We start from the raw sequence: 20,535 nt of genomic DNA on the forward strand, positions 1-20,535 counted from the left end.
CGTCGGCGGATCGGATGTGATGTGCGACGGGAAGTGAGAGGATCAAACAGGTACGGCGGGTGGGGTGCTCCGCTGCCCGACCCGGCCGCACGGCGTCGAGAGGGGGCATCGTGACACCGAACCGCGGCGTCGTGACCCTGTCGGTGGCGGCCGTGCTCGCCGCGCCGCTGCTGGCCGCCGTTCCTGCCGTCGCCGCGCCGGTTGTCGCCGCTGTTCCTGTCGCTGCGCCGCTGCCTGTCGCTGCGCCGCTGCCTGTCGCTGCGCCGCGGCTTGCCCCCGCCGTCGCGCCCGCGCCGCAGCCCGGGGGCCCGCCCGGCGGCGCGCCCCAGCCAACGTCGGTGCAGGACATCTTCGTCGAGGTGAGCCCCAGCACCGTGCAGCCCGGCTATCTGGTCGGCATCCGTGCCAGCTGTCGGGACAACTCGGTGGGCGCCACCGTCGTTTCCGACGCGTTCGGGGCGGTCGGGGTGCAGCCGCAGGGTGGGGTGCTCACCGCCGCGCCGATGGTCCGCGAGCGCACCCGGCCCGGCAACTACCGCGTCAAGCTGGAGTGCCGCGACGGCGAGACCGCCTCGACAATGCTCCAGGTGGTCAAGAAGGTCCCCAGCTACCCGAGTCGTGGCCCGGCCACCGGCTTCGGTGGTGGCGCCGGTGGGATGACCGGCTCGCTGCTGCTGCCCGGCGGCGCGGCGTTGACCGTCACCGGCCTGATCCTCGCCGTGGTGACGCTGCGCCGGCCCCGGACCGCCCGAGCCGCCCGCCGCTGAGGCCGCCATGGAGATCTTCCGTCCCCCGTCGCCGCCGGGCGATCCCCGCCGGTCAGGTGCTCCCGGCTCCGTACCCCTGCCGGGTTCTGGCCGGCCCTCCGGCGCCCGCCCGCCGCGCGACGACCGGTGGCCGGACGACGACCCGCGAAACAGCCGCCCACCGGTGGCCGACCGCCGGTCGCCGGACGCCAGGCAATCGGTCACCGAACGCCCGCCGGGGGCGGGGCGTCCACCGGTCCCCGATCGTCCGGCGGTGGCTGCTCGCCCGGCGACGGCCGTCGCGCCCCGACGGAGTCGTCCGCCCGGGCGCAGCCCGTGGTCGGTGCCGGTGGCCGTGCTACTGGTGCTGCTGGGGGTCTTCGCCACCGGGGCCGGGCTCGGTCGCTCGGTCGGCCCGCTCGACCTGACGCCGGCAGCCGGCGACCGGCCATCCCGCAGCGAATCGGCGGGCCTGTCCGCCAGCCGTCCGATACGCCTCACGGTTCCGGCGATCAAGGTGGCCGCGCCGGTGGCGCCGGTCGGGCAGGCACGGGACGGCTCCATCGCCGTACCGCCGCTGGAGAAGCACAATGAGACCGGCTGGTACGACCGCGGGCCGACCCCGGGGGAGCCCGGCCCGGCGGTGATCGTCGGCCACGTGGACACCAAGACCGGCCCGTCGGTCTTCTACGACCTGGGCAAACTGAAGCCCGGCGACCTGATCGAGGTGACCCGGGCGGACCGGTCCGTGGTGGTGTTCCGGGTCGACACTGTCGAGCACTTCCCGAAGGATCGGCTGCCAGCCGAACGGATCTACGGCACGGGCGGGCCACCCGGGCTGCGCCTGATCACCTGCGGCGGGCAGTTCATCGGCGGCCGCACCGGCTACGCCGACAACGTCATCGCCTTCGCCACCCTCCAGTCCTCCCGCAAGCCCTGACCGGCCACAACCATCCAGGGCTCGCCAAGATCAACACGCCCTCCCTGAATCCGGGCCATCCACACCCCCGGATACCCCGCTGTCATGAACCCCGAGTGGATCACCCCGGCCCCGCCCACCCTCCGCCCACCCTCCCCGGCGCAGCCCCGCACCGAGGCTCCGCGCCGCGCCCCTCCGCCGCTCCGCTCCGCTCCGCTCCGCTCCGCGCAGTTGATCATGAAGTTATTGCCCCGGAAAGCGCTTGCCGGGGGCCATAACTTCATGATCAACCGGTTGGGTCGGGGGGCAGGGTGGGGGTGGGGCGGGGGTGGGGTTGGTTAGGGGTGGGGGACCTGGAGGGCCACCTCGAACTCCAGCAGGGTGGCGCCGGTGGAGACCGGCGGGCGGGGCTTCTCGCCGGGGGCGGTGGCGTGGGCGGCGCGTGACGGGCCGGCGGCCCACGCCTGGTACGCCTCTTCGCTCTCCCACTTGGTGTAGACGAAGTAGCGGGTCTCGCCGGCTACCGGCCGCAGTAGTTCGAAGCCGAGGAAACCGGGGGAGTTCTCCACAGTGCCGGCCCGCGCGGCGAACCGCTTCTCCAGCTCCGCACCCCCACCGGGCGGGACGTCGATTGCGTTGATCTTCACGACTGCCATCTGCCCACCCTAGCCACCCCGGCCGCCCCCAGCGGTCGGTCCATCGGAGGTCGCGCCGGCGGCCGTCCGGCACCCCCGCGCCGGGTGGTGCCGCCAGTTGGGTCCTCGGCGCCGGCGGTGCCGGCAACGGTGTTTTGAGATCTTGGACAGTTTTCGTTCGCGAAGGACGGAAACTGTCCAAGATCTCCCGTTCGGCAATGTAGCGGAGTGGCGTGCGGTGGGCGCAGCGTGATCCGGACGGCAGAGAGTACGCATTTCCGGGCGGGCCGGTGGGGAGATGGCACTGACTAACGGCGCGGACGGTCAACCGCTCGCAGAGCACGGCCGGCCCAGGCCGACTGCCGGCCCGTGCCGACTGCCGGCCGATTCCAACGGCCGGCCCGTGCCAGCAGTCGGATCGCCCTGCGGCCGGTCCGGTTGAGCTGCCGGCCCACCGCCGGGCGGGTGAAAAACCAGGAGCTCAGCGCGACCGCGCAGGGTCAGAACGCCTCAACCGCCGGGACCAGGTCCGCGTCGACCACGATCGGCGCGTGGTCGGATGGGCCCTTGCCCTTGCGGGCCTCGCGGTCGACGTAGGCGGCCCGGACCGCGCGGGCGAACGGCGCGGACGCGTACACGAGGTCGATGCGCATGCCCTTGTTCTGGTGGAACATGCCGGCCCGGTAGTCCCAGTAGGTGAAGGGGTGCGGACCCTTCATCGGGGTCGGTACGACATCGTTGAGGCCCAGGTCGCGTAGTGCCGCCAGGGCTGCCCGCTCGGCCGGGGTGACGTGCGTGGAGTGGGTGAAGACAGCGGGGTCCCACACGTCGGCGTCGGTCGGGGCGACGTTGAAGTCACCGCTGACCACCAGCGGGAGCCCGCCGGTCAGCTCCGCCTCCAGCGCGTCGCGCAGCGCCGCGAACCAGGCCAACTTGTACGCGTAGTGCGGGTCGTCGGGGGTCCGGCCGTTGGGCACGTACACCGACCAGATCCGTACCCCGTCGCAGGTGGCGGAGATGGCGCGGGCCTCCGGCTCGGGAAAGCCGGGCTCGCCGGCGAACCCGACCCGGACGTCGTCCAGGCCCACCCTCGACAGGATGGCGACCCCGTTCCACCGGCCGTCGCTGTGGCTGGCCACGCGGTAGCCCAGCGCGCCCACCTCGGCCACCGGGAAGGCGCCGTCCGGGCACTTCGTCTCCTGCAGGCAGGCGACGTCCGGCCCGGTGTCGGCCAGCCACTCCAGGAGCCGGGGCAGGCGGGCCTTCACCGAGTTGACGTTCCAGGTCGCCAGGCGCATGCCCCCAGCCTGCCCCATTCGCGGCCGGGCCGCCGGGTCAGCTGCCCGGGGTGTCGCCGGGACGGGTCTGTTCGGCGAGGAAGCGTTCCAGCTCCGCGCCGAGTTCGTCGGCGGTGGGCAGTGGGCCGGCGTCCGGGGCGAGCAGGCTCTTCTCGCCCCGGCCCCGGGCGAACGCGTCGTACTGCTCCTCCAGCGCCTGGACCAGAGCGGCGGCGTCGTCGGTCTGGGCGACCTGCCGGTCGATCTCCACCCGCACCACCTCGGCGGCGGAGCGCAGCCCGTCGCCGGGCAACAGCAGGCCGGTGCTGCGGGACACCGAGGAGAGCAGCACCTCGGCGGCGGCCGGGTACTCGGTCTGCGCCACGTAGTGCGGTACGTGGGCGGCGAAGCCCAGCGCGTCGCGCCCCTGCTGGCCGAGGCGGAACTCCAGCAGGTGACCGACGCTTCCGGGCACCTGGACGCGTTGCAACCAGGGCTCGTAGCCGGCGATCAGCTCGGGCCGGGTGGCGTGTGCGGTCACCCCGGTCGGCCGGGTGTGCGGAACGGCCATCGGGATCGAGTTGAGCCCGACGGTGAGCCGGACGTCGAGCCGGGCGGCGAGCCCGGCGACGGAGGCCACGAAGCGTTCCCACTGTAGGTCCGGCTCGGGGCCGGTGAGCAGCAGGAACGGCGTCTCGTCATCGTCGTGGAGCAGGTGCAGCACCAGCTCCGGGGCGTCGACGCTCTCCCAGTGGTCCTCGACGAAGGTCATCACCGGCCGTCGCGAGCGGTAGTCGAAGAGCTGGTCGACGTCGAAGGTGGCGATCGGCCGGCCTTCGAGCGAGGTGAGCAGCTGCTCACGCGCCAGTCGGCTGGCGTTCCCGGCGTCCACGAACCCGGTGAGGGCCTGGATCATGACCGGCTGCCCGAGGTCGGGCAGATCGTCGGTGAGCTGGTACAGCTCGTGTGGGTCGAGCACCGGTGCGGACCTCCCTGGAATGTGCCTGCGGGGCGCCCACACGCGGAGGGCACCCGTTCGGGCAACGTACCCGCCATCCTGGTGCATTCCTGCGCGGGGCGATCCGTTGACCGGGGCGTGGGAGTGACCGGACCAATCACCCGATTACGCCACCGGGCCGCCAGCTCTGGCCATTCGGCGGAGGGGTGGTTCGACCCAAAGGCCTAGTTTGTCGATCATGTCGGCGTCGCCGGTGTCCTGTCCGGTGTTGTCCGCCGCGATGCCGGTCCGCGTGCCGCGCCGGCTTCATCCGGTACGCGAGGTGCGTTCCCTGGTGGAGTCACCCCACCCCGGTCGTCCCCCGGTGGCCGTCGGATCTGTGGCGATCGCCACGTGATCACCGTGCGTGATCGGCGGTTGGGCCTGCCTAGCCTCGGCTGATGCGTGACGACGGCACCCTCGACGACCCGTACGCCCCGAGCACCCCCACTACCGGTACGGAGGATGGCACCTCAGCCGAACGGACAACCGCCGCGAGTCGGCTCCGGGCGTACACCCGGGACCTGACCGGACGGCGGCGGGCGCAGCTCGCCCTCGCCACCGGTGTGGTCTGCTGCCTCGGCCTGACCGCCGTCGCCCAGGTCCGGAACGAGAGCGCCGACGCGTCGACGGGCGGCGGGTCGCCCTCCAGCGCGGCGCTGGCGCAGCGCGCCGAGCAGCAGTCCGCCTCCCGTGGCCTGGACCGCGCGGCCTCCCCGACCGCGACCGCCACTGCGACACCCGCCGACCCGGACACCACCGCCCCGGCCCATACGGTCGCCCCGGCGCGCCCGACCCGCCCGGCTCCCGTCGCCGGCCTGGACCGGGACCAGATGCGCAACGCCGAGGCGATCGTCCGTACCGGCCGCAAGATGGGTGTGCCGCGCCGGGGTCTGGTGATCGCGGTGGCCACCGCCATGCAGGAGAGCAACCTCTATAACGTGGCCAGCGGCGTGCTGCCCGAGTCGCAGGAGTACCCGCACCAGGGTGTCGGTTGGGACCACGACTCGGTCGGGTTGTTCCAGCAGCGCTCCAGCAGCGGCTGGGGCCCGGTGGGTCGGCTGATGGACCCCGAGTTCGCCACCCGGCAGTTCCTCTCCGCGCTGGAGCAGGTGCCCGGCTGGGAGGGGATGCGGCTCACCGACGCCGCCCAGGCCGTGCAGGTCTCCGCGTACCCCGAGCACTACCAGCAGCACGAATGGCGGGCCACCCGGGTCGTCGACGCCATCGTGCCGGCGGGGCGGTAACCTACCGACCACTATGGACGGTCAGGGTTGAGGCTGTCGCATCCCGGGTACATGTGTTGCGGGTTCGGGGTACACATGACTGAGGGATCACCGACAGGAGGACGCCATGTCACTGATGCAACGGATCATCATGTTCCTGCGATCACCGAAGGGGCAGCAGTTGGTGGAGCGGGGTCGTCGGGAGATGGCGAAGCCGGCCAACCAGCAGAAGCTGAAGGGCCTCGCGGCGCGACTGTCCAACCGCCGCCGCTGAACGCCGCATCGGCCGCCCCGTCCGCCGTTCCCACCCCTGGGGAGACCTGGTGACCGACACCCCGCCCGCGGGCGGACAGCCCGCCGTTCCCGGTTCGCAACCGTCCGCGAGCCCGCCCTCCGGCCCGGTGGCCGCCCCCGACGGTCCACCGGCCCGGCTCTGGGACCGGATGCGCGACGACCCGCAGTACGCGCCGGAGCACCTCGCCCTGGAGGCGGTGCGCCGCCTCGGGCCGGAGGCCGCGCAGTGGGCGGCTCGGGCCCGGACGGAGCAGCCCGGCGTCTCAGCCGACGTCCTGGCCGACCAGGCGGCCCGCAAGTTCGTCAACCTGGCCCGTCTCTCCGGCGCCGTCTCCGGCGCGGCTGGGCTGCCCGGCGCGGTGATCGACGTGGGCGTGCTGGCCTGGACCCAGGCGCGGATGGTGCTGCACATCGCCGCCGCGTACGACGTCGACCCGCTGCACGGCGATCGGGCCACCGATCTGTTGGTCCTGCAACGGGTGCACAAGGTCGCCGAGAGCGCCCGACTGGCGCTCGGGGTGGCGGCCGGTCGGGAGCGCGCCGACGCGCTGTTCGGGTTGGGCGGTCAACGTCCGCTCGGCCGGGTCATGCTGCAACTCGGGGTCCGGCTCGCGCAGATGGCCGGCGTGCGGGCCGCCAAGCGGATGGTCGCCAAGATCGTGCCCGGTGCGGCCATCGTGCTCGGCACCTGGGCCAACTCGTCGGCCACGAAGGACCTGGCGCAGCGCTCCCGGGCGCTCTACCGCAGCCGCGGCACGGCCGTCCCGGAGCCCCGCCAGCCCTGACGCCCGTCCGACGTGCTCAGCCGGCCAGGCCGGAGGCCCGCCAGGTCACCTCGGCGATGCGACCCTGGCCGGTGGCGTTGGGGTGGAACCAGTCCAGCGGGTTGAGCAGGTCCAGCGTGAAGCGCACCCGGTGCAACGCGCCGCCGTCGTGCCGGCAACGTGATCCGTACGCCCGGCAGGCCGCCCTCAGCTCGGCGTTGTACGCGTCGATGCGGGCCCGCACGGCGGCCCGGCGCGCCCTGTCGGCGGGCGCCGTGGACGTCGCCTCGGCCAGCAGGGCCGGACAGATGCCGCGCCGCCAGGCGCGGGTGGCCCGGGAGTCGTCGTGCCCGACCTCCCAGAGCCGGTACAGGTCGGGGATGCTGACCACCAGCACCCGGGCCTTCGGCCGGCCGGTCCGCAGCACCCGCAGCCCCCGGTCCACAGCGGCCCGGAACTCCGCGACCGGCGTCATCGCGTCCACGCCGCCCCGGCAGACGTCGTTGGCGCCGATCAGCACGGTGACGTAGTCGGGCCGGTCGCGTACGGCTGCCTGGGCCTGGCCCTCCAGCGCGTCCGCGCGGGCGCCGGGGCGGGCGTGGTTGTACCGCCGGTCGCGGATCGCCGGGTTCTGGTCGAGCAGTCGCCGGTAGTGACTCTGCACCCGCAGCCCGTCCCCGGTGGACCAGGAGTTGCGCTCGCAGGAGGTGAGCACCAGGCAGGAGGCGAAGCCGGTGCTGATCGAGTCGCCGAGCGCGGCGATGCCGCCGGGCCCGCCGGCCGCGGGGGCGCTCTTGGTGGGGCGGGGCGTCGCGGAGGTCCCGCCCTCGCAGGCCAGCGCGACGAGCGCCGCCAGGCAGGCAACGGCGGTGACCCAGCGTCGAGGCATGACGTCCCCCGTTTCCGCAGCAGAGCGCGACAGCGCGGTAACTCTATGCGCAGGACGGTGCTGACCGGGAAGTTGCTGTCGGGTATGCGGCAGAGCGCGCACAAAGGTGTCGCCGAGGTGGTAAGGCGCTCGGGTTAATCGGCGGGGCCTCGCTCCGCTGGTTAACCCGGACGATCGGGGGTAGGTCGGTGGGTATGACGAGATCGCAGCCCCGGCGCGCCCGTGGCACGGTCGGCCACGCCTACAGCGCGCTGAACCTCCGCCTCACCCTCGCCAGCTTCGGCCTGGTGACCATGGTGGTGTTCGCGGTGCTCGCGTTCTGGGCCGGCATCGCCTGGCTCGGCGTCCTCTGTGCGATCTTCGCAGTGGTCGCCGTGGTCGACCTGGTCGTGATCCAGCGCCGCCGCGCCGCCCGCCGCCGCGAGGAGCCGGGTGTACGACACTCGCTGTTCGAGTGACAGGAGGACGAGATGCCCCACATCGCCACCACCAACCCCGCCACCGGACAGGTGCTCAAGACCTACGAGGCGATGTCCACCGAGCAGCTCGACGGCGCCATCGAACGCGCCCACCTCGCCTTTGGGCAACTGCGGGCGACGACAGTCGACCAGCGGGCCCGGTGGATGAACGCCGCCGCCGACCTGCTGGACGCCGAGCGCGACGAGATCGCCCGGATCATGACCACCGAGATGGGCAAGACGTACGTCGCGGCGCAGGCCGAGGTCACCAAGTGCGCCGCCGCCGCACGGTTCTACGCCGACCAGGCGCCGGCGTTCCTCGCCGACGAGCCGGCCGACGCTCCCGCCGTGCAGGCCACCCGCGCGTTCATCAGGTACCAGCCGATCGGCGTGGTGCTCGCGGTGATGCCGTGGAACTTCCCGCTCTGGCAGGTGATGCGCTTCGCCGCCCCGGCGTTGATGGCCGGCAACACCGGCCTGCTCAAGCACGCCTCGAACGTGCCGCAGACCGCGCTGCTGCTGGAGGACGTGTTCCGGCGTGCCGGTTTCCCCGAGGGGGCGTTCACCACGGTGTTGGTCGGCTCGGACGCCGTCGAGCGGATCCTCGGCGACCCCCGGGTGCGCGCCGCCACCCTGACCGGCAGCGAGCCCGCCGGCCGGTCCATCGCCCAGATCGCCGGGCGGGAGCTGAAGAAGACGGTCCTCGAACTCGGCGGTAGCGATCCCTTCGTGGTGATGCCCTCGGCCGACGTGGATCGGGCCGCCGAGGTCGCCACCACCGCCCGCTGCCAGAACAACGGCCAGTCCTGCATCGCCGCGAAGCGGTTCATCGTGCACACCGACGTGTTCGACGCCTTCGCCGAGAGGTTCGCCGCGAACATGGCGGCGCTGCGGGTCGGCGACCCGATGGACCCGGACACCGACGTGGGACCGCTGGCCAGCGAGCGGGGGCGCGACGAGGTGCACGCCCAGGTCCGCGACGCGGTGGACAAGGGGGCGACGGTGCTCTGCGGGGGCGAGCCGCCGACCGGCGACGGCTGGTTCTACCCGCCGACGGTGGTCACCGACCTCACCCCCGAGATGCGGATGTGGACCGAGGAGGTCTTCGGGCCGGTCGCCGGCCTGTACCGGGTCTCGTCGTACGACGAGGCGATCGCTGTCGCCAACGGCACCAGCTTCGGGCTCGGCTCCAACGCCTGGACCCGGGACCCGGCCGAGCAGGAGCGCTTAGCCACCGACCTGGACGCGGGCAACGTCTTCATCAACGGGATGACCACGTCGTACCCGCAGTTGCCGTTCGGGGGCGTGAAGAACTCCGGCTACGGGCGGGAGTTGTCCGCGCTGGGCATGCGGGAGTTCTGCAACACGAAGACGGTCTGGGTGGGCGAGGGTGCCGCCTCCGCCGGGGCGGGCGCGCACGCCGAGTAGCGCACGCATCAGCGGCGGTCGTCCTGGGTAGGTACTGCGCCCATGACGACGTTCGGCTTCCACGCCTCGCACGAGCAGATCGGTCCGCGCGCCCTGCTGGAGGCGGTGACCCACGCCGAGCGGGCCGGCTTCGACGCCGCCATGTGCTCCGACCACTTCTCCCCGTGGAGCGCGCGGCAGGGTGAGTCCGGCTTCGCCTGGTCCTGGCTCGGGTCCGCGTTGCAGGCCACCAACCTGTCCTTCGGCGTGGTCAACGCGCCCGGCCAGCGCTACCACCCGGCGATCATCGCGCAGGCCATCGGCACCCTCGGCGCGATGTACCCGGGCCGATTCTGGGCGGCGCTCGGCACCGGCGAGGCCAGCAACGAGCACATCACCGGCGACCCGTGGCCGCGCAAGGACGTCCGCGCGGCCCGGCTGCGCGAGTGCGTCGACGTGATCCGGGCGCTGCTCGCCGGCGAGGAGGTCAGCCACGACGGTCTGGTCCGGGTGGACCGGGCCCGGCTGTGGACCCGCCCCGAGCAGCCGCCCGCGCTGGTCGGCGCCGCGGTCAGCGTCGCCACCGCGCGCTGGTGCGCCGAGTGGGCGGACGGGCTGATCACCGTCAACGCCCCGGTGGCGCACCTGCGCGAGATGATCGACGCCTACCGGGACGCCGGCGGGCGCGGGCCACTGCACCTGCAGGTGCACGTCTCCTGGGCCCCGGAGCAGGCGCAGGCCGAGGCCATCGCGTACGACCAGTGGCGCAGCAACGTCTTCGCCCCGCCGGTCTGCTGGGACCTGGAGACCGTCGAGCACTTCGACGTGGTCTCCGCCGAGGTGCCGGCGAGCCGGGTGGGTGAGGTGGTGAACATCTCGGCGGACCTGGGCCGGCACGTCGGCTGGCTGGAGGAGTACGTGGACCTCGGCTTCGACCAGATCGCCCTGCACCACGTCGGGCAGGAGCAGCGCGGCTTCATCGACGCGTTCGGCGCCGAGGTGCTGCCGAAGCTGCGCCCGGCCGGCTGATCAGGAGCCGATTCGCGTACCCCTAGGCTCGTACCCCATGGAAAGCCTGTTTCCGGTCATCGTCTTCCTGGCGATCGCCACCCTGGGCGCCGCGCTGGCCCGCCGTCTCGGCCTGCTCGCGCCGATCGTGCTGGTCGTGTTCGGCCTGGCGCTCTCCTTCGTGCCGGGCTTCCCGCAGGTCGAACTGGACCCGGAGCTGGTGCTGGTCGGCATCCTGCCGCCGCTGCTCTACGTGGCGGCGCTGGAGACCTCGGTGCCGGCGTTCAAGACCAACATCCGTCCGATCCTGCTGCTCGCCGTCGGCCTGGTGCTGTTCACCGCGTTCGTGGTCGGGCTGGTGCTGCACCTGCTGCTGCCGCAGCTACCGTTCGCGATCTGCCTGGCCCTCGGCGCGGTGGTCGCCCCGCCGGACGCGGTCGCCGCCACGGCGGTGGCCCGGCGGGTCGGCCTGCCGCGCCGGGTGGTCACCATCCTGGAGGGCGAGAGCCTGGTCAACGACGCCACGGCGCTGGTGCTGCTGCGGGTCGCCACGATGGCGACCGTCGGCTCGGCGGTCGGCAGCGTGGACGTCGCCATCGAGGTGCTGCGCTCCACCGGCGGCGGCATCCTGGTCGGGGCGCTCGGCGCTGTCGTCTTCGGCTTCCTGCACCGGCGGATCACCGATCCACTGCTGGACAACGCGCTGTCGTTGATCATCCCGTTCGCCGTGGTGTTCACCGCCGAGCACCTGCACGCCTCGGGTGTGGTCGCGGTGGTGGTCACCGGTCTGGTGCTCGGCCACCAACTGCCGCAGCTGATGTCGGCCGCCTCCCGGTTGCAGACCGGCGCGTTCTGGCGGCTCATTCGCTTCCTGCTCGAAGGTCTGGTGTTCCTGCTGGTCGGGCTCCAACTGCGGGAGGTGCTGGGCGACCTCGACGAGCCGGTCGGCTCGGTCGTCCTGATCACCGCCGCGGTCCTCGCCACCGTCTTCCTGAGCCGGTTCGTCTGGCTCTTCCCGGCCACCTACCTGGCCCGGCTGGTCCCCCGGGTACGACAGCGCGAAACCCGGCCCTCACCGAGGTTCCCGATCATCATCGGCTGGGCCGGCATGCGCGGCGTGGTGACCCTGGCCGCCGCGCTGGCCCTGCCGCTTACACTGGCCGGCGGCGAGTCGTACCCCCGGGGGTTGTTCATCTGGCTGGCCTTCGCGGTGATCGTGTTCACACTGGTCGGGCAGGGCGCCACGTTGCCGATGGTCGCCCGCCGGCTGAAACTGCCGCAGGACGACCCGGTGCAGGACGCGCTGTCCGCCGCCGGGGTGCAGCAGCAGGCCAGCCGGGCGGCCCAGGAGCGCCTGGACTCGCTGGCCGACAGCGCCCCGGCCTCGGTGGTGGAGCGGCTACGTCGGGCGGTGGAGGACCGCACCAACCTGGCCTGGGAGCGGCTCGGCGGCTCCGAGCGGGAGACCCCGTCGCAGGCGTACGGTCGGCTACGACAGGAAATGATCGACGCCGAGCGGGAGGTGTTCCGGGCTGCCCGGGACTCCGGTCGGATCCCCGAGGAGGTGCTGGTGCGGGCCTACCGTGACCTGGACCTGGAAGAGTCGTTGCTGCGGGAGGTCGAAAAGTGAGCTGTGTACATCTGACCGAGGCCGGCGTCGCCGAGCCGCGTACTCCCGACGAGTGCGCGGACTGCGTCGCCAGCGGTGAGACCTACTGGGTGCACCTGCGCACCTGCCTCAGTTGCGGCCAGGTCGGCTGCTGCGACTCGTCACCGAACCAGCACGCGAGCAAGCACTTCGCGTCCACCGGTCACCCGGTGATCCAGTCCGCCCAGCCGGGCGAGGCCTGGCGCTGGTGCTACGTCGACGAGGCGATCGGCTGACTACTGTCCCGGACCGGCCCGGCGCGCCAGGACGGGGGTTGGCATGATCAGCGCGGTCTTCTTCGACGTCGGCGGGACGATCCTCGACGAGTCCCGGGAGTTCGCGGCCTGGGCGGACTGGCTCGGCGTGCCCCGGCACACGTTCTCGGCGGTCTTCGGCGCGATGGTCGCGAGGGGCCTGGACTACCAGGAGACGTTCCGGGCCTTCCGGCCCGACTTCGATCTCGCGGTCGAGGTGGACCGCCGGGAGAAAGCCGGCCTGCCGGAGACGTTCGGCGAGGAGGATCTCTACCCGGACGCGCGGGGGTGCCTGCGCGCCCTGCGGGACCAGGGTCTGGTGGTGGGCCTGGCCGGTAACCAGCCGGCCCACGCGGGCTGGGGGTCAGTCACGACGGCCATCGGGGTCGACGCGCTTCCGGCGCTGGTCGCCGCGCACAACGCGGCGCGCGGCCGGACCGGTAGATCCTGACTCGCGGGGTTCGGGCCGTGCGGTGTCGCCGGTCGCCCCTGCCGAGCTCCTGTTGAGCGGTATGCCTGTGAGTCATATTCATACCGCTGAGGCATACCGCCGAACACCACATCCGCCCGTGGCGAGGCGACCGACGGTCACCGTCGGCCCACCGGGGCGGTGGCGGGCGGGCCGCGTGGCCCTGGTGGCCGCCCCGGGGGAAGGGCGGCCACCAGGCGCGGGGTCAGGTCAGCGAGCAGGCTGCTCCGTTGACCGTGACCAGGCCGGGGTTGGGGTTGGCGCCGCCGGCAGTGGTGGCGTTGAAGCCGAACGTCACCGTCCCGCCGGGGGCGATCTTGGCGTTGTGCGACTCGTTGCGGGCGGTCACCGTCGCGCCGGACTGGGTGACCTTGGCCAGCCACGCCTCGCGGACGCGCTGGTCACCGGTGAACGCGAACCGCACGTTCCACCCGTTGACGGCCGTCGTGCCGGTGTTGCGGATGGTCAGCTGGGCGGTGAACCCGGTGTTGCCCTGCCAGGCGCCGTAGTTGGTGTAGGCCACCGAGCAGGTGGTGGCCGGCACCGCGCCGGAGTCACCCTGGTCGGCCAGGAACGAGGAGATCCAGGCCAGTGCCGAGTTCCAGTTAATCGCCACCTCGTTCGTCGAGTACGAGTTGATGTCGTCGACGTAGCAGAACATCGGCTTGCAGCCGGTCAGCAGTTGCGCCACGAACGGGTCCTGGAGGGCCGCGTTCGGGCCACCGGCGATCGAGCCGGCCGGCGGACGGGGCATGCTCGGGTCGAGCTGGTGGCCGAAGATGCGGCTGTGCTGGTTCTGCGCGGCGTGCTCGCCCCAGCCGGTGACGTAGGAGATGTTCAGGGCGTTGCGACCGAAGATGTAGTCCATCGCCTGCACGGCGCCGTCCCGGTAGGCGGCGTTGCGGGTCAGGTCGAACGCGGTCGCGAGCACCACGGCGTTGTTGATGACGTTGCTGTTGCCGCCCCAGAAGTAGCTGTTCGCGTCACCGGGCATCGGCAGCCCGTACGCCTGCCGGCGCAGCTCGGCGAGGTACGCGTCGGCGGCCGTGACCACCGAGGCGCGGACCCGGGCCAGGTCGGCGGCGGGCAGCCCGTTCGGCACGGTGGCCAGGTCGAGGCGGCCCAGCGCGGCGACGCTCTGCCAGCCGAAGCCGCGCGGTTCGAACACGTCGCCGGTGTGGTGCGGCGAGGCGGTCAGGTCGGTCAGGTAGGTCTGCGCCCCGGTGGTGAGGTACAGCTCGGCCGCCGCCCAGTAGAACTCGTCGGTGACGTTGCTGTCGTCGTACGCGCCGCCGCCGGTGCCGTCGGTCGGGCTGGCGTACACCGCGGGGTTGGCCCTGGCCGCGGCGTAGGCCGTCTTCGCGGCGGTGGAGCAGCGGTTGGCGAACGCCGCGTCGTACGGCGCGAAGAGGCGGGCGCACTGCGCGGCGGTGGCGGCCAGGTTGAGGGTGGCCGCCGTCGACGGCGGGTGCAGCTCGCGGCGCTGCGGGTCGTCCTCCGGGGCGAGCGGCAGGCCGGTCCAGTTCTGGTCGTGGATCTTGTGGTGGGCCATGCCGGCGAGCGGCTTGCCGGCCGGGACCTGCATGCGGAGCAGGAACTCCAGCTCCCAGCGGGCCTCGTCGAGGATGTCCGGCACGGCGTTGCCGCGCTCGGGCACCCGCAGCGTGCTGTCGGCCAGCGCGGCGCCGCCGGCCGCGGTGGCCGCCGTCTTCGTCCGCTCGAAGGTGTTCAACAGCTGGTAGGTGGCGATGCCGCCGTTGACCACGTACTTGCCGTGGTCGCCGGCGTCGTACCAGCCGCCGCGTACGTCCAGCGAGTAGTCGCAGACACCCGGCTGGCAGGGCACGTTGGTGTCACCCTGGTTGGGCGCGACGCCGAGGTGGCCGGCGGGTCGGGCGTACTCGTCGCCGATCAGGTCGCCGTCGATGGCGATACCGCTGCGCTGCGCGTAGAAGAACTGCAACGAGTCGGAGCGCAGCTGGTTGTAGATGGTGCCGGAGATGTCGAACGGGTGGCTGGTCTCGCCGTCCACGGTGAGCGTCAGGCCGCTGCCCGGGGTGCGGTAGCTGGAGAAGTCCACCGAGTGGACGTTCTGCCCGGAGGCGGCGTCGACACCGCGCGCGGTGGTGGTGCCGCTGGCCACGACGGTGCCGGCGGCGGAGCGCAGCTGCCAGGGCAGGGCGGTGGTGGCCTCGGTGACGACGGTGGCGTTCTTCGGGCCACCGGGGAGGTAGCCGACCTGGTTGACGCGCACCCGTGGCCCGGTGTCCGGCTCGTACGGCTCGGGCGGCTCACCGCCGCGCAGCGAGACGTCGTCCAGGCAGATGGTCTGCGCCTCGGCGGCGCCACCGACCTGGAAGATCAGTTGGGCGTTGGGGTTGGTGTCCGGGACGGTGAAGGTCTGCTCGACCCGTTGGGCGGTGCCGGTCGCCGTGGCGTCCACCGCGGCGTACGTGGTGTAGGGGGCGCTGCCGAGTTGCAGCACGGCCTTGACCGCCGCGCCGGGCGTGGCGGAGACGGCGAAGCCGAGGGTGTATTCGGCGCCCGCGATCAGCGGCACGCCGTCCTGGCCGATGCCGGCGTCCCACGGGTTGGCCAGCCCACCCGGGACGGTGGTGCAGAGCCGGCCGTCGGTGACCGCGAGCGCGCCGGTGCCGAAGGAGAACCAGGGGCTGACCCCGGCGCTGAAGTCCCCGTTGTCGATCTGCTCGGGGGCGTCCGGTGGTGGGTCGGCGTGGGCCGCGCCGGCACCCACGGCGGTGAGGGCCAGAGTGGTCGCCGCGGCCAGCAAAAGGCGGCGTCGGGATGACGTCACGGGGAGTCCTTCCGGGACGGAAACAGGGTGGTGGTGGCGACACAGAGCTGGGAGCGCTCCCAGCCATCAGCTCGATGTTTCCAGCGTCGGTAGGCGATGTCAATTGATCCGGTTGGATGGGTTGTGCCATCCGACGAGGGAGGTCGGCCCACCGGGTGCGCCGACCCGGGCCGTCACCCGGACGTGAGATTGGCCGCGCCACGCGCCGACGTCCTGATCTCCTAGAGACAACTGCGCCCTCCGCCTGGCAGGCTGCCTCCCATGACCCTGAAGCTGCGTTCGGTGGGAACGAGCGACCGTGGGCTGATCCGCAGCGGAAACCAGGACGCCCTGCTCGCCGGCACCTGGCTCGTCGCCGTGGCCGACGGCATGGGCGGGATGGCCGCCGGCGACCTGGCGAGCTCCCTCGCCATCGACGCCGTCGCTCCACTGGACGTGGAGACCCCGGAGGACGCCCTGGTCGCCGCGCTCGAAGGCGGCATCGCGCTGGCCACCTCCCGGATTCGGCAGGCGGTCGCCGAGGACGCCGAGCGCCAGGGCATGGGCACCACACTGACCGCCCTGCTCTTCGCCCGTACCGGTAGCTGCCTGGCCCTCGCCCACGTCGGCGACTCCCGGGCCTACCTGTTCCGGGAGGGGGTGCTCAAGCAGGTCACGCGGGACGACACGTTCGTCCAGATGCTCGTGGACCAGGGCGTCATCACCCCCGACCAGGCCAGCAGCCACCCGCGCCGGGCGGTGGTGACCCAGGCGTTGCAGGGCGACGAGGTCTCCCCGTCGTACGCGACGATGGTGCCCCGGGCCGGCGACCGGTGGCTGCTGTGCAGCGACGGACTCTCCAACGTCGTCCGGCCGGACACCCTGACCGAGGTGCTGGCCGGCTACCCGGACCGTGGCGCCTGCGCCGGCAAGCTGATCGACCTGGCCCTGCGCGCCGGCGCGCCGGACAACGTCACCGTCGTGGTGGCCGACGTGGTCGACGAGTAGGCCGGTCCTCAGCGCCGTCGCGGGTTGGCGCGGCGGGTGGGCGTCGCCGCCGTGGGGTCCTCCGGCCACGGGTGCCGGGGGTAGCGTCCGCGCAGCTCGGCGCGGACCTGCTGATAGCCGGTGCGCCAGAACGACGTCAGGTCGGCGGTGACCGCCACCGGCCGGCCGGCGGGGGAGAGCAGGTGCAGCAGCACCGGCACCCGACCGTCGGCCACCCGGGGAGCCGCCGTCCAGCCGAACGTCTCCTGGAGCTTGACCGCGAGCACCGGCGCGGCCGGGTCGGCGTAGTCCAGCCGGACGCGCGAGCCGCTGGGCACCTCGATCCGCTCCGGCGCCAGCTCGTCCAGGCGGGCGGCCTGCGCCCAGGGCAGCAGCCGACGCAGCGCCGACGGCACGTCCACCCGTCCGAGGTCGGCGCGTCGCCGCGCGGCGGCCAACTCCGGGCCCAACCAGGTCGGGGCGGCGTCGCACAACGCCTCGTCGCCGACGTCCGGCCACGGATCGCCCAGGTGGTGCCGGAGGAACGCGAGCCGCTCGCGCAGCTCCCGTGCCGCGGGGGTCCACCGCAGCAGCCCCAGCCCCTCCTGGCGCAGGCCGGTCAGCAACGCCGCGGCCACCGCCGCCCGGTCCGGGCGGTCCTGTCGCCGCTGGACCAGCTCGACCGCGCCGAGCCGGGTCACCTCCCGGGCCACCACGTCCCCGTCGGACCAGCCGACCTCCCGGGCGGTGTGCAGCAACGGCCCGGCGGCCTCGCGCGCCGTCGCCTCGTCCACCGGCGCGGCCCGCCTGATCCGGGCCGACGGCGTACCGGGGGCGCGGTCCGCCACGGCCACCGCCAGCCAGTCGGACCCGGCCAGGCCCGAGCCGGCGGCCAGCTCCGCGGCGGTTCCGCCGGTCATCAGGTACGCCGAGCCGCCCGGTCGCCGCACCCGGGCCAACCGCTCCGGGTACGCCAGACCGACGAGCAGCCCGGCGGCGAGGTCGTCGGTCAGCCCCGCCGCCCCGGCGCGACCCTCGGCGGGCAGCGCGGCGCGCAGCCGGCGTACCTCGGTGCGCCAGCGGGCGGTCGCGCCCGCGTCGACGCCGCCGCGCAGCCGACGCCAGCCGGCCACCAGATCGTCGCCGGGGGCGCTCTCCTCGGCGAGCACCGCGACCACCTCGGCCGCCCGGTCCGCGCCGACCCGGTCGGCGCCGTCGAGCAGTGCACGGGCCAGCCGGGGGTGCGCGCCGACGGCGGCGATGGCCCGCCCCCGCGCGGTGATCCGACCGTCCGCGTCGACGGCGCCCAGGGTCAGCAGGGTCTCCCGGGCGACCGTCAGCGCGGCGACCGGCGGCGGGTCGGGCAGCGCGAGCCCGACGCCGTCCGGCCGGCCCCAGGCGGCCAGCTCCAGCGCGAAACCGGTCAGGTCGGCGGTGGCGATCTCCGGCTCGGCGCGGGCGGGCAGCCGTTCGTGGGTCGCCTCGGACCAGCACCGGTAGACGCACCCCGGGGCCTCCCGGCCGGCCCGGCCGGCCCGCTGGGTGGCGGCGGCCCGGGAGACGCCGACGGTGACCAGCGCGCCGAGCCCACGGGCCAGGTCGACCCGGGGCACCCGGGAGAGCCCGGCGTCCACCACGACCCGTACCCCCGGCACGGTCAGGCTGGTCTCGGCCAGCGCGGTGGCCAGCACCACCCGCCGGGTGTCGGCGCGACGCAGGGCGGCGTCCTGCTCCGCGCCACGCTGCCGGCCGTGCAACGGCAGCACCGCCACCGTGCCCCGGAGGTCGCCCAGCCGGCCGGCGACCGCCGCGATCTCGCCGGCCCCGGGCAGGAAGACCAACACGTCGCCGTCCTGCTCGCGCAGCGCGCGCCAGACCGTGGCGGCCACGTGGTCGAGCAGGGCCCGGTCCACCGGCCCCGCCCCCGGCGGGGCGATCGGGCGCGCCGGCGGCGCCCAGATCCGCCGTACCGGGTGCAGCGCCGAGTCGGCCCGCACCACCGGCGCCGGGGTGTCTCCGCCGAGCAGCGCGGCGAACCGGTCGGTGTCCGGGGTCGCCGACATGGCGAGCAGCCACAGGTCCGGCCGGAGGGTGGCGCGCGCCTCCACGGCGAAGGCCAGCGCGAGGTCGGCGTCGAGCTGGCGTTCGTGGCACTCGTCGAGCAAAACCGCGCCGGTGCCGGGCAGCTCCGGGTCGTGGTGCAGGCGGCGGACCAGCAGGCCGGTGGTGACCACCTCGATCCGGGTGGCCGGGCCGACCCGGCGCTCGCCGCGGACCGCGTAGCCGACGCGCTCGCCGACCCGTTCGCCGAGCAGTTCGGCCATGCGTCGTGCGGCGGCGCGGGCCGCCACCCGCCGGGGCTGGGCGATCACCACCCGACCGGTCACCCGTTCGGCCACGGCCAGCGGCGCGAGGGTGGTCTTCCCGGTGCCCGGCGGGGCCACCAGGACGCCCGCGCCGGCCGTGTCGAGCGCCGCGAGCAGCGCCGGCAGCACCGGACGTACCGGCAGGTCGACTGTCACCTCGGAGAGCACGGCCCAGTCTCGCACCGGCGCGTCGGGTGGCCGGCCGGGGCCGCACGTGACGGTGCGGGCACGGCAGCGGGGCCGGGTCAACCGACCCGGCCCCGCCGTCGTCAACTGCTCAGTAGGTGCCGTCGAGCTGACCGCGCAGCTTGGTCAGGGCCCGGGTCAGCAGCCGCGAGACGTGCATCTGGGACACACCGATCTGCTCGGCGATCTGCGACTGGGTCAGGTTGCCGTAGAAGCGCAGCGTGAGGATCTTCTGCTCGCGCTCGTCGAGGGTGGCCAACGCCGGGCCGAGGGCGACCCGCAGCTCGGCCAGCTCGAACTCGGTGTCCTCCCCGCCGAGCATGTCGCCCAGCTCGGTGGCGCGCTCGCCGTCGCCGGTCGGGGTGGACAGCGACACCGCGTTGTAGGCGCGGGCGCCCTCCAGCCCCTCCAGCACCTCTTCCTCGGTGAGCTTGAGGTGGGCGGCGATGTCGGCGACCGTCGGCGAGCGGCCGAGGGTCTGCAACAGCGAGCTGTTGGCGTCGGAGATGGCCAGCCGCAGCTCCTGGAGCCGGCGGGGGACGCGGATGTCCCAGGTGCGGTCGCGGAAGTGCCGCTTGAGCTCACCGATGATGGTCGGGATGGCGTAGCCGGCGAAGTCGACGCCGCGCGTCGGGTCGAACTTGTCGATCGCCTTGATCAGGCCGATCGCCGCGGTCTGGGCGAGGTCGTCGTTGGGCTCGCCGCGTCCGCTGTAGCGGTGGGCCAGGTGGTTGGCCAGCGGCAGCCAGGCCTCGATCGCCCGGTCCCGCAGGGCGGCCCGCGAGGGGTGGTTGGCCGGCAGCGCGGCCATGGCGTTGAGTAGGTCGGCGGCGCTGTCGGTGAGCGCGCGCGGGTCGAGCTTGGTGCTGGCCTTGACAGCGGTGCCCGACTGCTCGGTGATCGTTGGCGCGGTCATGGTGGTCCTCCCTGCACCTCGTCCGCGAACAAAAAGACGTGACGCTTTGGTTTAGCTTCCAATGGGCCGTTCGGGAGTCACCTTAACCTGATCGGCTCCCGGAAATCTAGCCGAAAGGTTGATGTACTTAAGGTGTGTTGAGTCATAAATCCGGCATAAAAGACGGAAGTCGCGGCGGCTGTGAGGTTCCTTACCCGTTTTTTGGCCGCCATTCGCCCAACCGATCGTCCACCCCCGGTGAGCCGGTCGGCCTGGCGACCGGGTTGAGCGGTCAACAGGGAATCCGACATCCGGC

Annotated in this window: 19 protein-coding genes; 12 read left to right on the plus strand and 7 right to left on the minus strand. The window is 73.3% G+C overall.

Features of this window, described 5'->3' with window-relative positions:
- Positions 1-107: 107 nt before the first annotated feature.
- On the plus strand, positions 108-767 hold the full coding sequence (locus O7634_RS20095; RefSeq protein ID WP_278154024.1) for a hypothetical protein: 660 nt from the start codon (positions 108-110) through the stop codon (positions 765-767).
- A gap of 253 nt (positions 768-1,020) precedes the next feature.
- Entirely contained in the window at positions 1,021-1,686 is a 666-nt protein-coding gene (locus tag O7634_RS20100; RefSeq protein ID WP_278151660.1) for a class F sortase, read from the plus strand.
- Between the two features lie 317 nt (positions 1,687-2,003).
- On the opposite strand, the gene O7634_RS20105 is transcribed toward O7634_RS20100, so the two are convergent.
- The 3 genes from O7634_RS20105 to O7634_RS20115 all read right to left on the minus strand — a co-directional run bounded on the left by O7634_RS20105 (position 2,004) and on the right by O7634_RS20115 (position 4,556).
- Positions 2,004-2,321, minus strand: a complete 318-nt coding sequence (locus O7634_RS20105; RefSeq protein ID WP_278151661.1) for an antibiotic biosynthesis monooxygenase — start codon at positions 2,319-2,321, stop codon at positions 2,004-2,006.
- A gap of 479 nt (positions 2,322-2,800) precedes the next feature.
- On the minus strand, positions 2,801-3,598 hold the full coding sequence (locus tag O7634_RS20110; protein ID WP_278151662.1) for an exodeoxyribonuclease III: 798 nt from the start codon (positions 3,596-3,598) through the stop codon (positions 2,801-2,803).
- A gap of 37 nt (positions 3,599-3,635) precedes the next feature.
- Positions 3,636-4,556 carry a PAC2 family protein gene (locus tag O7634_RS20115; protein ID WP_278151663.1) on the minus strand — a complete coding sequence of 307 codons (921 nt, stop codon included), beginning with the start codon at positions 4,554-4,556 and terminating at the stop codon, positions 3,636-3,638.
- 419 nt (positions 4,557-4,975) lie between these two features.
- On the opposite strand from O7634_RS20115, the gene O7634_RS20120 reads away from it, so the two are divergent.
- The 3 genes from O7634_RS20120 to O7634_RS20130 all read left to right on the plus strand — a co-directional run bounded on the left by O7634_RS20120 (position 4,976) and on the right by O7634_RS20130 (position 6,879).
- Positions 4,976-5,821 carry a peptidase M23 gene (locus O7634_RS20120; protein ID WP_278151664.1) on the plus strand — a complete coding sequence of 282 codons (846 nt, stop codon included), beginning with the start codon at positions 4,976-4,978 and terminating at the stop codon, positions 5,819-5,821.
- 106 nt (positions 5,822-5,927) lie between these two features.
- Positions 5,928-6,074 (plus strand): hypothetical protein, encoded by a 147-nt coding sequence (locus O7634_RS20125; RefSeq protein WP_278151665.1) that lies wholly within the window; start codon positions 5,928-5,930, stop codon positions 6,072-6,074.
- Positions 6,075-6,123: 49 nt separating this feature from the next.
- Positions 6,124-6,879: an EcsC family protein gene (locus O7634_RS20130; protein ID WP_278151666.1), complete on the plus strand. Its 756-nt coding sequence runs from the start codon at positions 6,124-6,126 to the stop codon at positions 6,877-6,879.
- 16 nt (positions 6,880-6,895) lie between these two features.
- Here O7634_RS20130 and O7634_RS20135 read toward each other — a convergent pair whose 3' ends face one another.
- Complete coding sequence (locus O7634_RS20135; RefSeq protein WP_278151667.1) at positions 6,896-7,747, minus strand: GDSL-type esterase/lipase family protein; 852 nt, start codon at positions 7,745-7,747, stop codon at positions 6,896-6,898.
- Positions 7,748-7,941: 194 nt separating this feature from the next.
- Here O7634_RS20135 and O7634_RS20140 point away from each other — a divergent pair, with 194 nt between their 5' ends.
- The 6 genes from O7634_RS20140 to O7634_RS20165 are packed head-to-tail and all read left to right on the plus strand — an operon-like array spanning position 7,942 to position 12,973.
- Positions 7,942-8,205 (plus strand): DUF6343 family protein, encoded by a 264-nt coding sequence (locus O7634_RS20140; protein ID WP_278151668.1) that lies wholly within the window; start codon positions 7,942-7,944, stop codon positions 8,203-8,205.
- Positions 8,206-8,217: 12 nt separating this feature from the next.
- Positions 8,218-9,633 carry an NADP-dependent succinic semialdehyde dehydrogenase gene (locus O7634_RS20145; RefSeq protein ID WP_278151669.1) on the plus strand — a complete coding sequence of 472 codons (1,416 nt, stop codon included), beginning with the start codon at positions 8,218-8,220 and terminating at the stop codon, positions 9,631-9,633.
- Positions 9,634-9,675: 42 nt separating this feature from the next.
- Complete coding sequence (locus O7634_RS20150; protein WP_278151670.1) at positions 9,676-10,641, plus strand: TIGR03885 family FMN-dependent LLM class oxidoreductase; 966 nt, start codon at positions 9,676-9,678, stop codon at positions 10,639-10,641.
- Positions 10,642-10,678: 37 nt separating this feature from the next.
- A complete protein-coding gene (locus O7634_RS20155; RefSeq protein WP_278151671.1) occupies positions 10,679-12,250 on the plus strand; it encodes a Na+/H+ antiporter in 1,572 nt (523 codons plus the stop codon).
- On the plus strand, positions 12,247-12,504 hold the full coding sequence (locus tag O7634_RS20160) for a UBP-type zinc finger domain-containing protein (protein WP_278151672.1): 258 nt from the start codon (positions 12,247-12,249) through the stop codon (positions 12,502-12,504). The genes O7634_RS20155 and O7634_RS20160 overlap by 4 nt, the downstream gene beginning before the upstream one ends.
- Before the next feature lie 43 nt (positions 12,505-12,547).
- Entirely contained in the window at positions 12,548-12,973 is a 426-nt protein-coding gene (locus O7634_RS20165; RefSeq protein ID WP_347404271.1) for an HAD family hydrolase, read from the plus strand.
- A gap of 223 nt (positions 12,974-13,196) precedes the next feature.
- Here O7634_RS20165 and O7634_RS20170 read toward each other — a convergent pair whose 3' ends face one another.
- The gene (locus tag O7634_RS20170; RefSeq protein ID WP_278151673.1) at positions 13,197-15,806 is read right to left on the minus strand and encodes a glycoside hydrolase family 9 protein; all 2,610 of its coding nucleotides are present in this window, start codon (positions 15,804-15,806) and stop codon (positions 13,197-13,199) included.
- Between the two features lie 261 nt (positions 15,807-16,067).
- Between O7634_RS20170 and O7634_RS20175 the strand changes: the two genes are divergently transcribed.
- Positions 16,068-16,793: a protein phosphatase 2C domain-containing protein gene (locus O7634_RS20175; protein WP_278151674.1), complete on the plus strand. Its 726-nt coding sequence runs from the start codon at positions 16,068-16,070 to the stop codon at positions 16,791-16,793.
- A gap of 8 nt (positions 16,794-16,801) precedes the next feature.
- On the opposite strand, the gene hrpB is transcribed toward O7634_RS20175, so the two are convergent.
- Positions 16,802-19,306 carry an ATP-dependent helicase HrpB gene (gene hrpB, locus O7634_RS20180; protein WP_278154025.1) on the minus strand — a complete coding sequence of 835 codons (2,505 nt, stop codon included), beginning with the start codon at positions 19,304-19,306 and terminating at the stop codon, positions 16,802-16,804.
- 109 nt (positions 19,307-19,415) lie between these two features.
- Entirely contained in the window at positions 19,416-20,240 is an 825-nt protein-coding gene (locus tag O7634_RS20185; protein WP_278151675.1) for a SigB/SigF/SigG family RNA polymerase sigma factor, read from the minus strand.
- Positions 20,241-20,535: the final 295 nt, after the last annotated feature.

Origin of the sequence: Micromonospora sp. WMMD1120 (assembly GCF_029626235.1) — a bacterium.
In the GTDB taxonomy this organism is placed as follows: domain Bacteria; phylum Actinomycetota; class Actinomycetes; order Mycobacteriales; family Micromonosporaceae; genus Micromonospora.

Excerpts from the sequence above, each read along its gene's own strand:
- O7634_RS20105 (WP_278151661.1), bottom strand. The coding sequence starts at position 2,321 with ATGGCAGTCGTGAAGATCAACGCAATCGACGTCCCGCCCGGTGGGGGT.
- O7634_RS20110 (WP_278151662.1), bottom strand. The coding sequence starts at position 3,598 with ATGCGCCTGGCGACCTGGAACGTCAACTCGGTGAAGGCCCGCCTGCCC.
- O7634_RS20120 (WP_278151664.1), top strand. The coding sequence starts at position 4,976 with ATGCGTGACGACGGCACCCTCGACGACCCGTACGCCCCGAGCACCCCC.
- O7634_RS20125 (WP_278151665.1), top strand. The coding sequence starts at position 5,928 with ATGTCACTGATGCAACGGATCATCATGTTCCTGCGATCACCGAAGGGG.
- O7634_RS20135 (WP_278151667.1), bottom strand. The coding sequence starts at position 7,747 with ATGCCTCGACGCTGGGTCACCGCCGTTGCCTGCCTGGCGGCGCTCGTC.
- O7634_RS20140 (WP_278151668.1), top strand. The coding sequence starts at position 7,942 with ATGACGAGATCGCAGCCCCGGCGCGCCCGTGGCACGGTCGGCCACGCC.
- O7634_RS20145 (WP_278151669.1), top strand. The coding sequence starts at position 8,218 with ATGCCCCACATCGCCACCACCAACCCCGCCACCGGACAGGTGCTCAAG.
- O7634_RS20150 (WP_278151670.1), top strand. The coding sequence starts at position 9,676 with ATGACGACGTTCGGCTTCCACGCCTCGCACGAGCAGATCGGTCCGCGC.
- O7634_RS20155 (WP_278151671.1), top strand. The coding sequence starts at position 10,679 with ATGGAAAGCCTGTTTCCGGTCATCGTCTTCCTGGCGATCGCCACCCTG.
- O7634_RS20165 (WP_347404271.1), top strand. The coding sequence starts at position 12,548 with ATGATCAGCGCGGTCTTCTTCGACGTCGGCGGGACGATCCTCGACGAG.
- O7634_RS20175 (WP_278151674.1), top strand. The coding sequence starts at position 16,068 with ATGACCCTGAAGCTGCGTTCGGTGGGAACGAGCGACCGTGGGCTGATC.
- O7634_RS20185 (WP_278151675.1), bottom strand. The coding sequence starts at position 20,240 with ATGACCGCGCCAACGATCACCGAGCAGTCGGGCACCGCTGTCAAGGCC.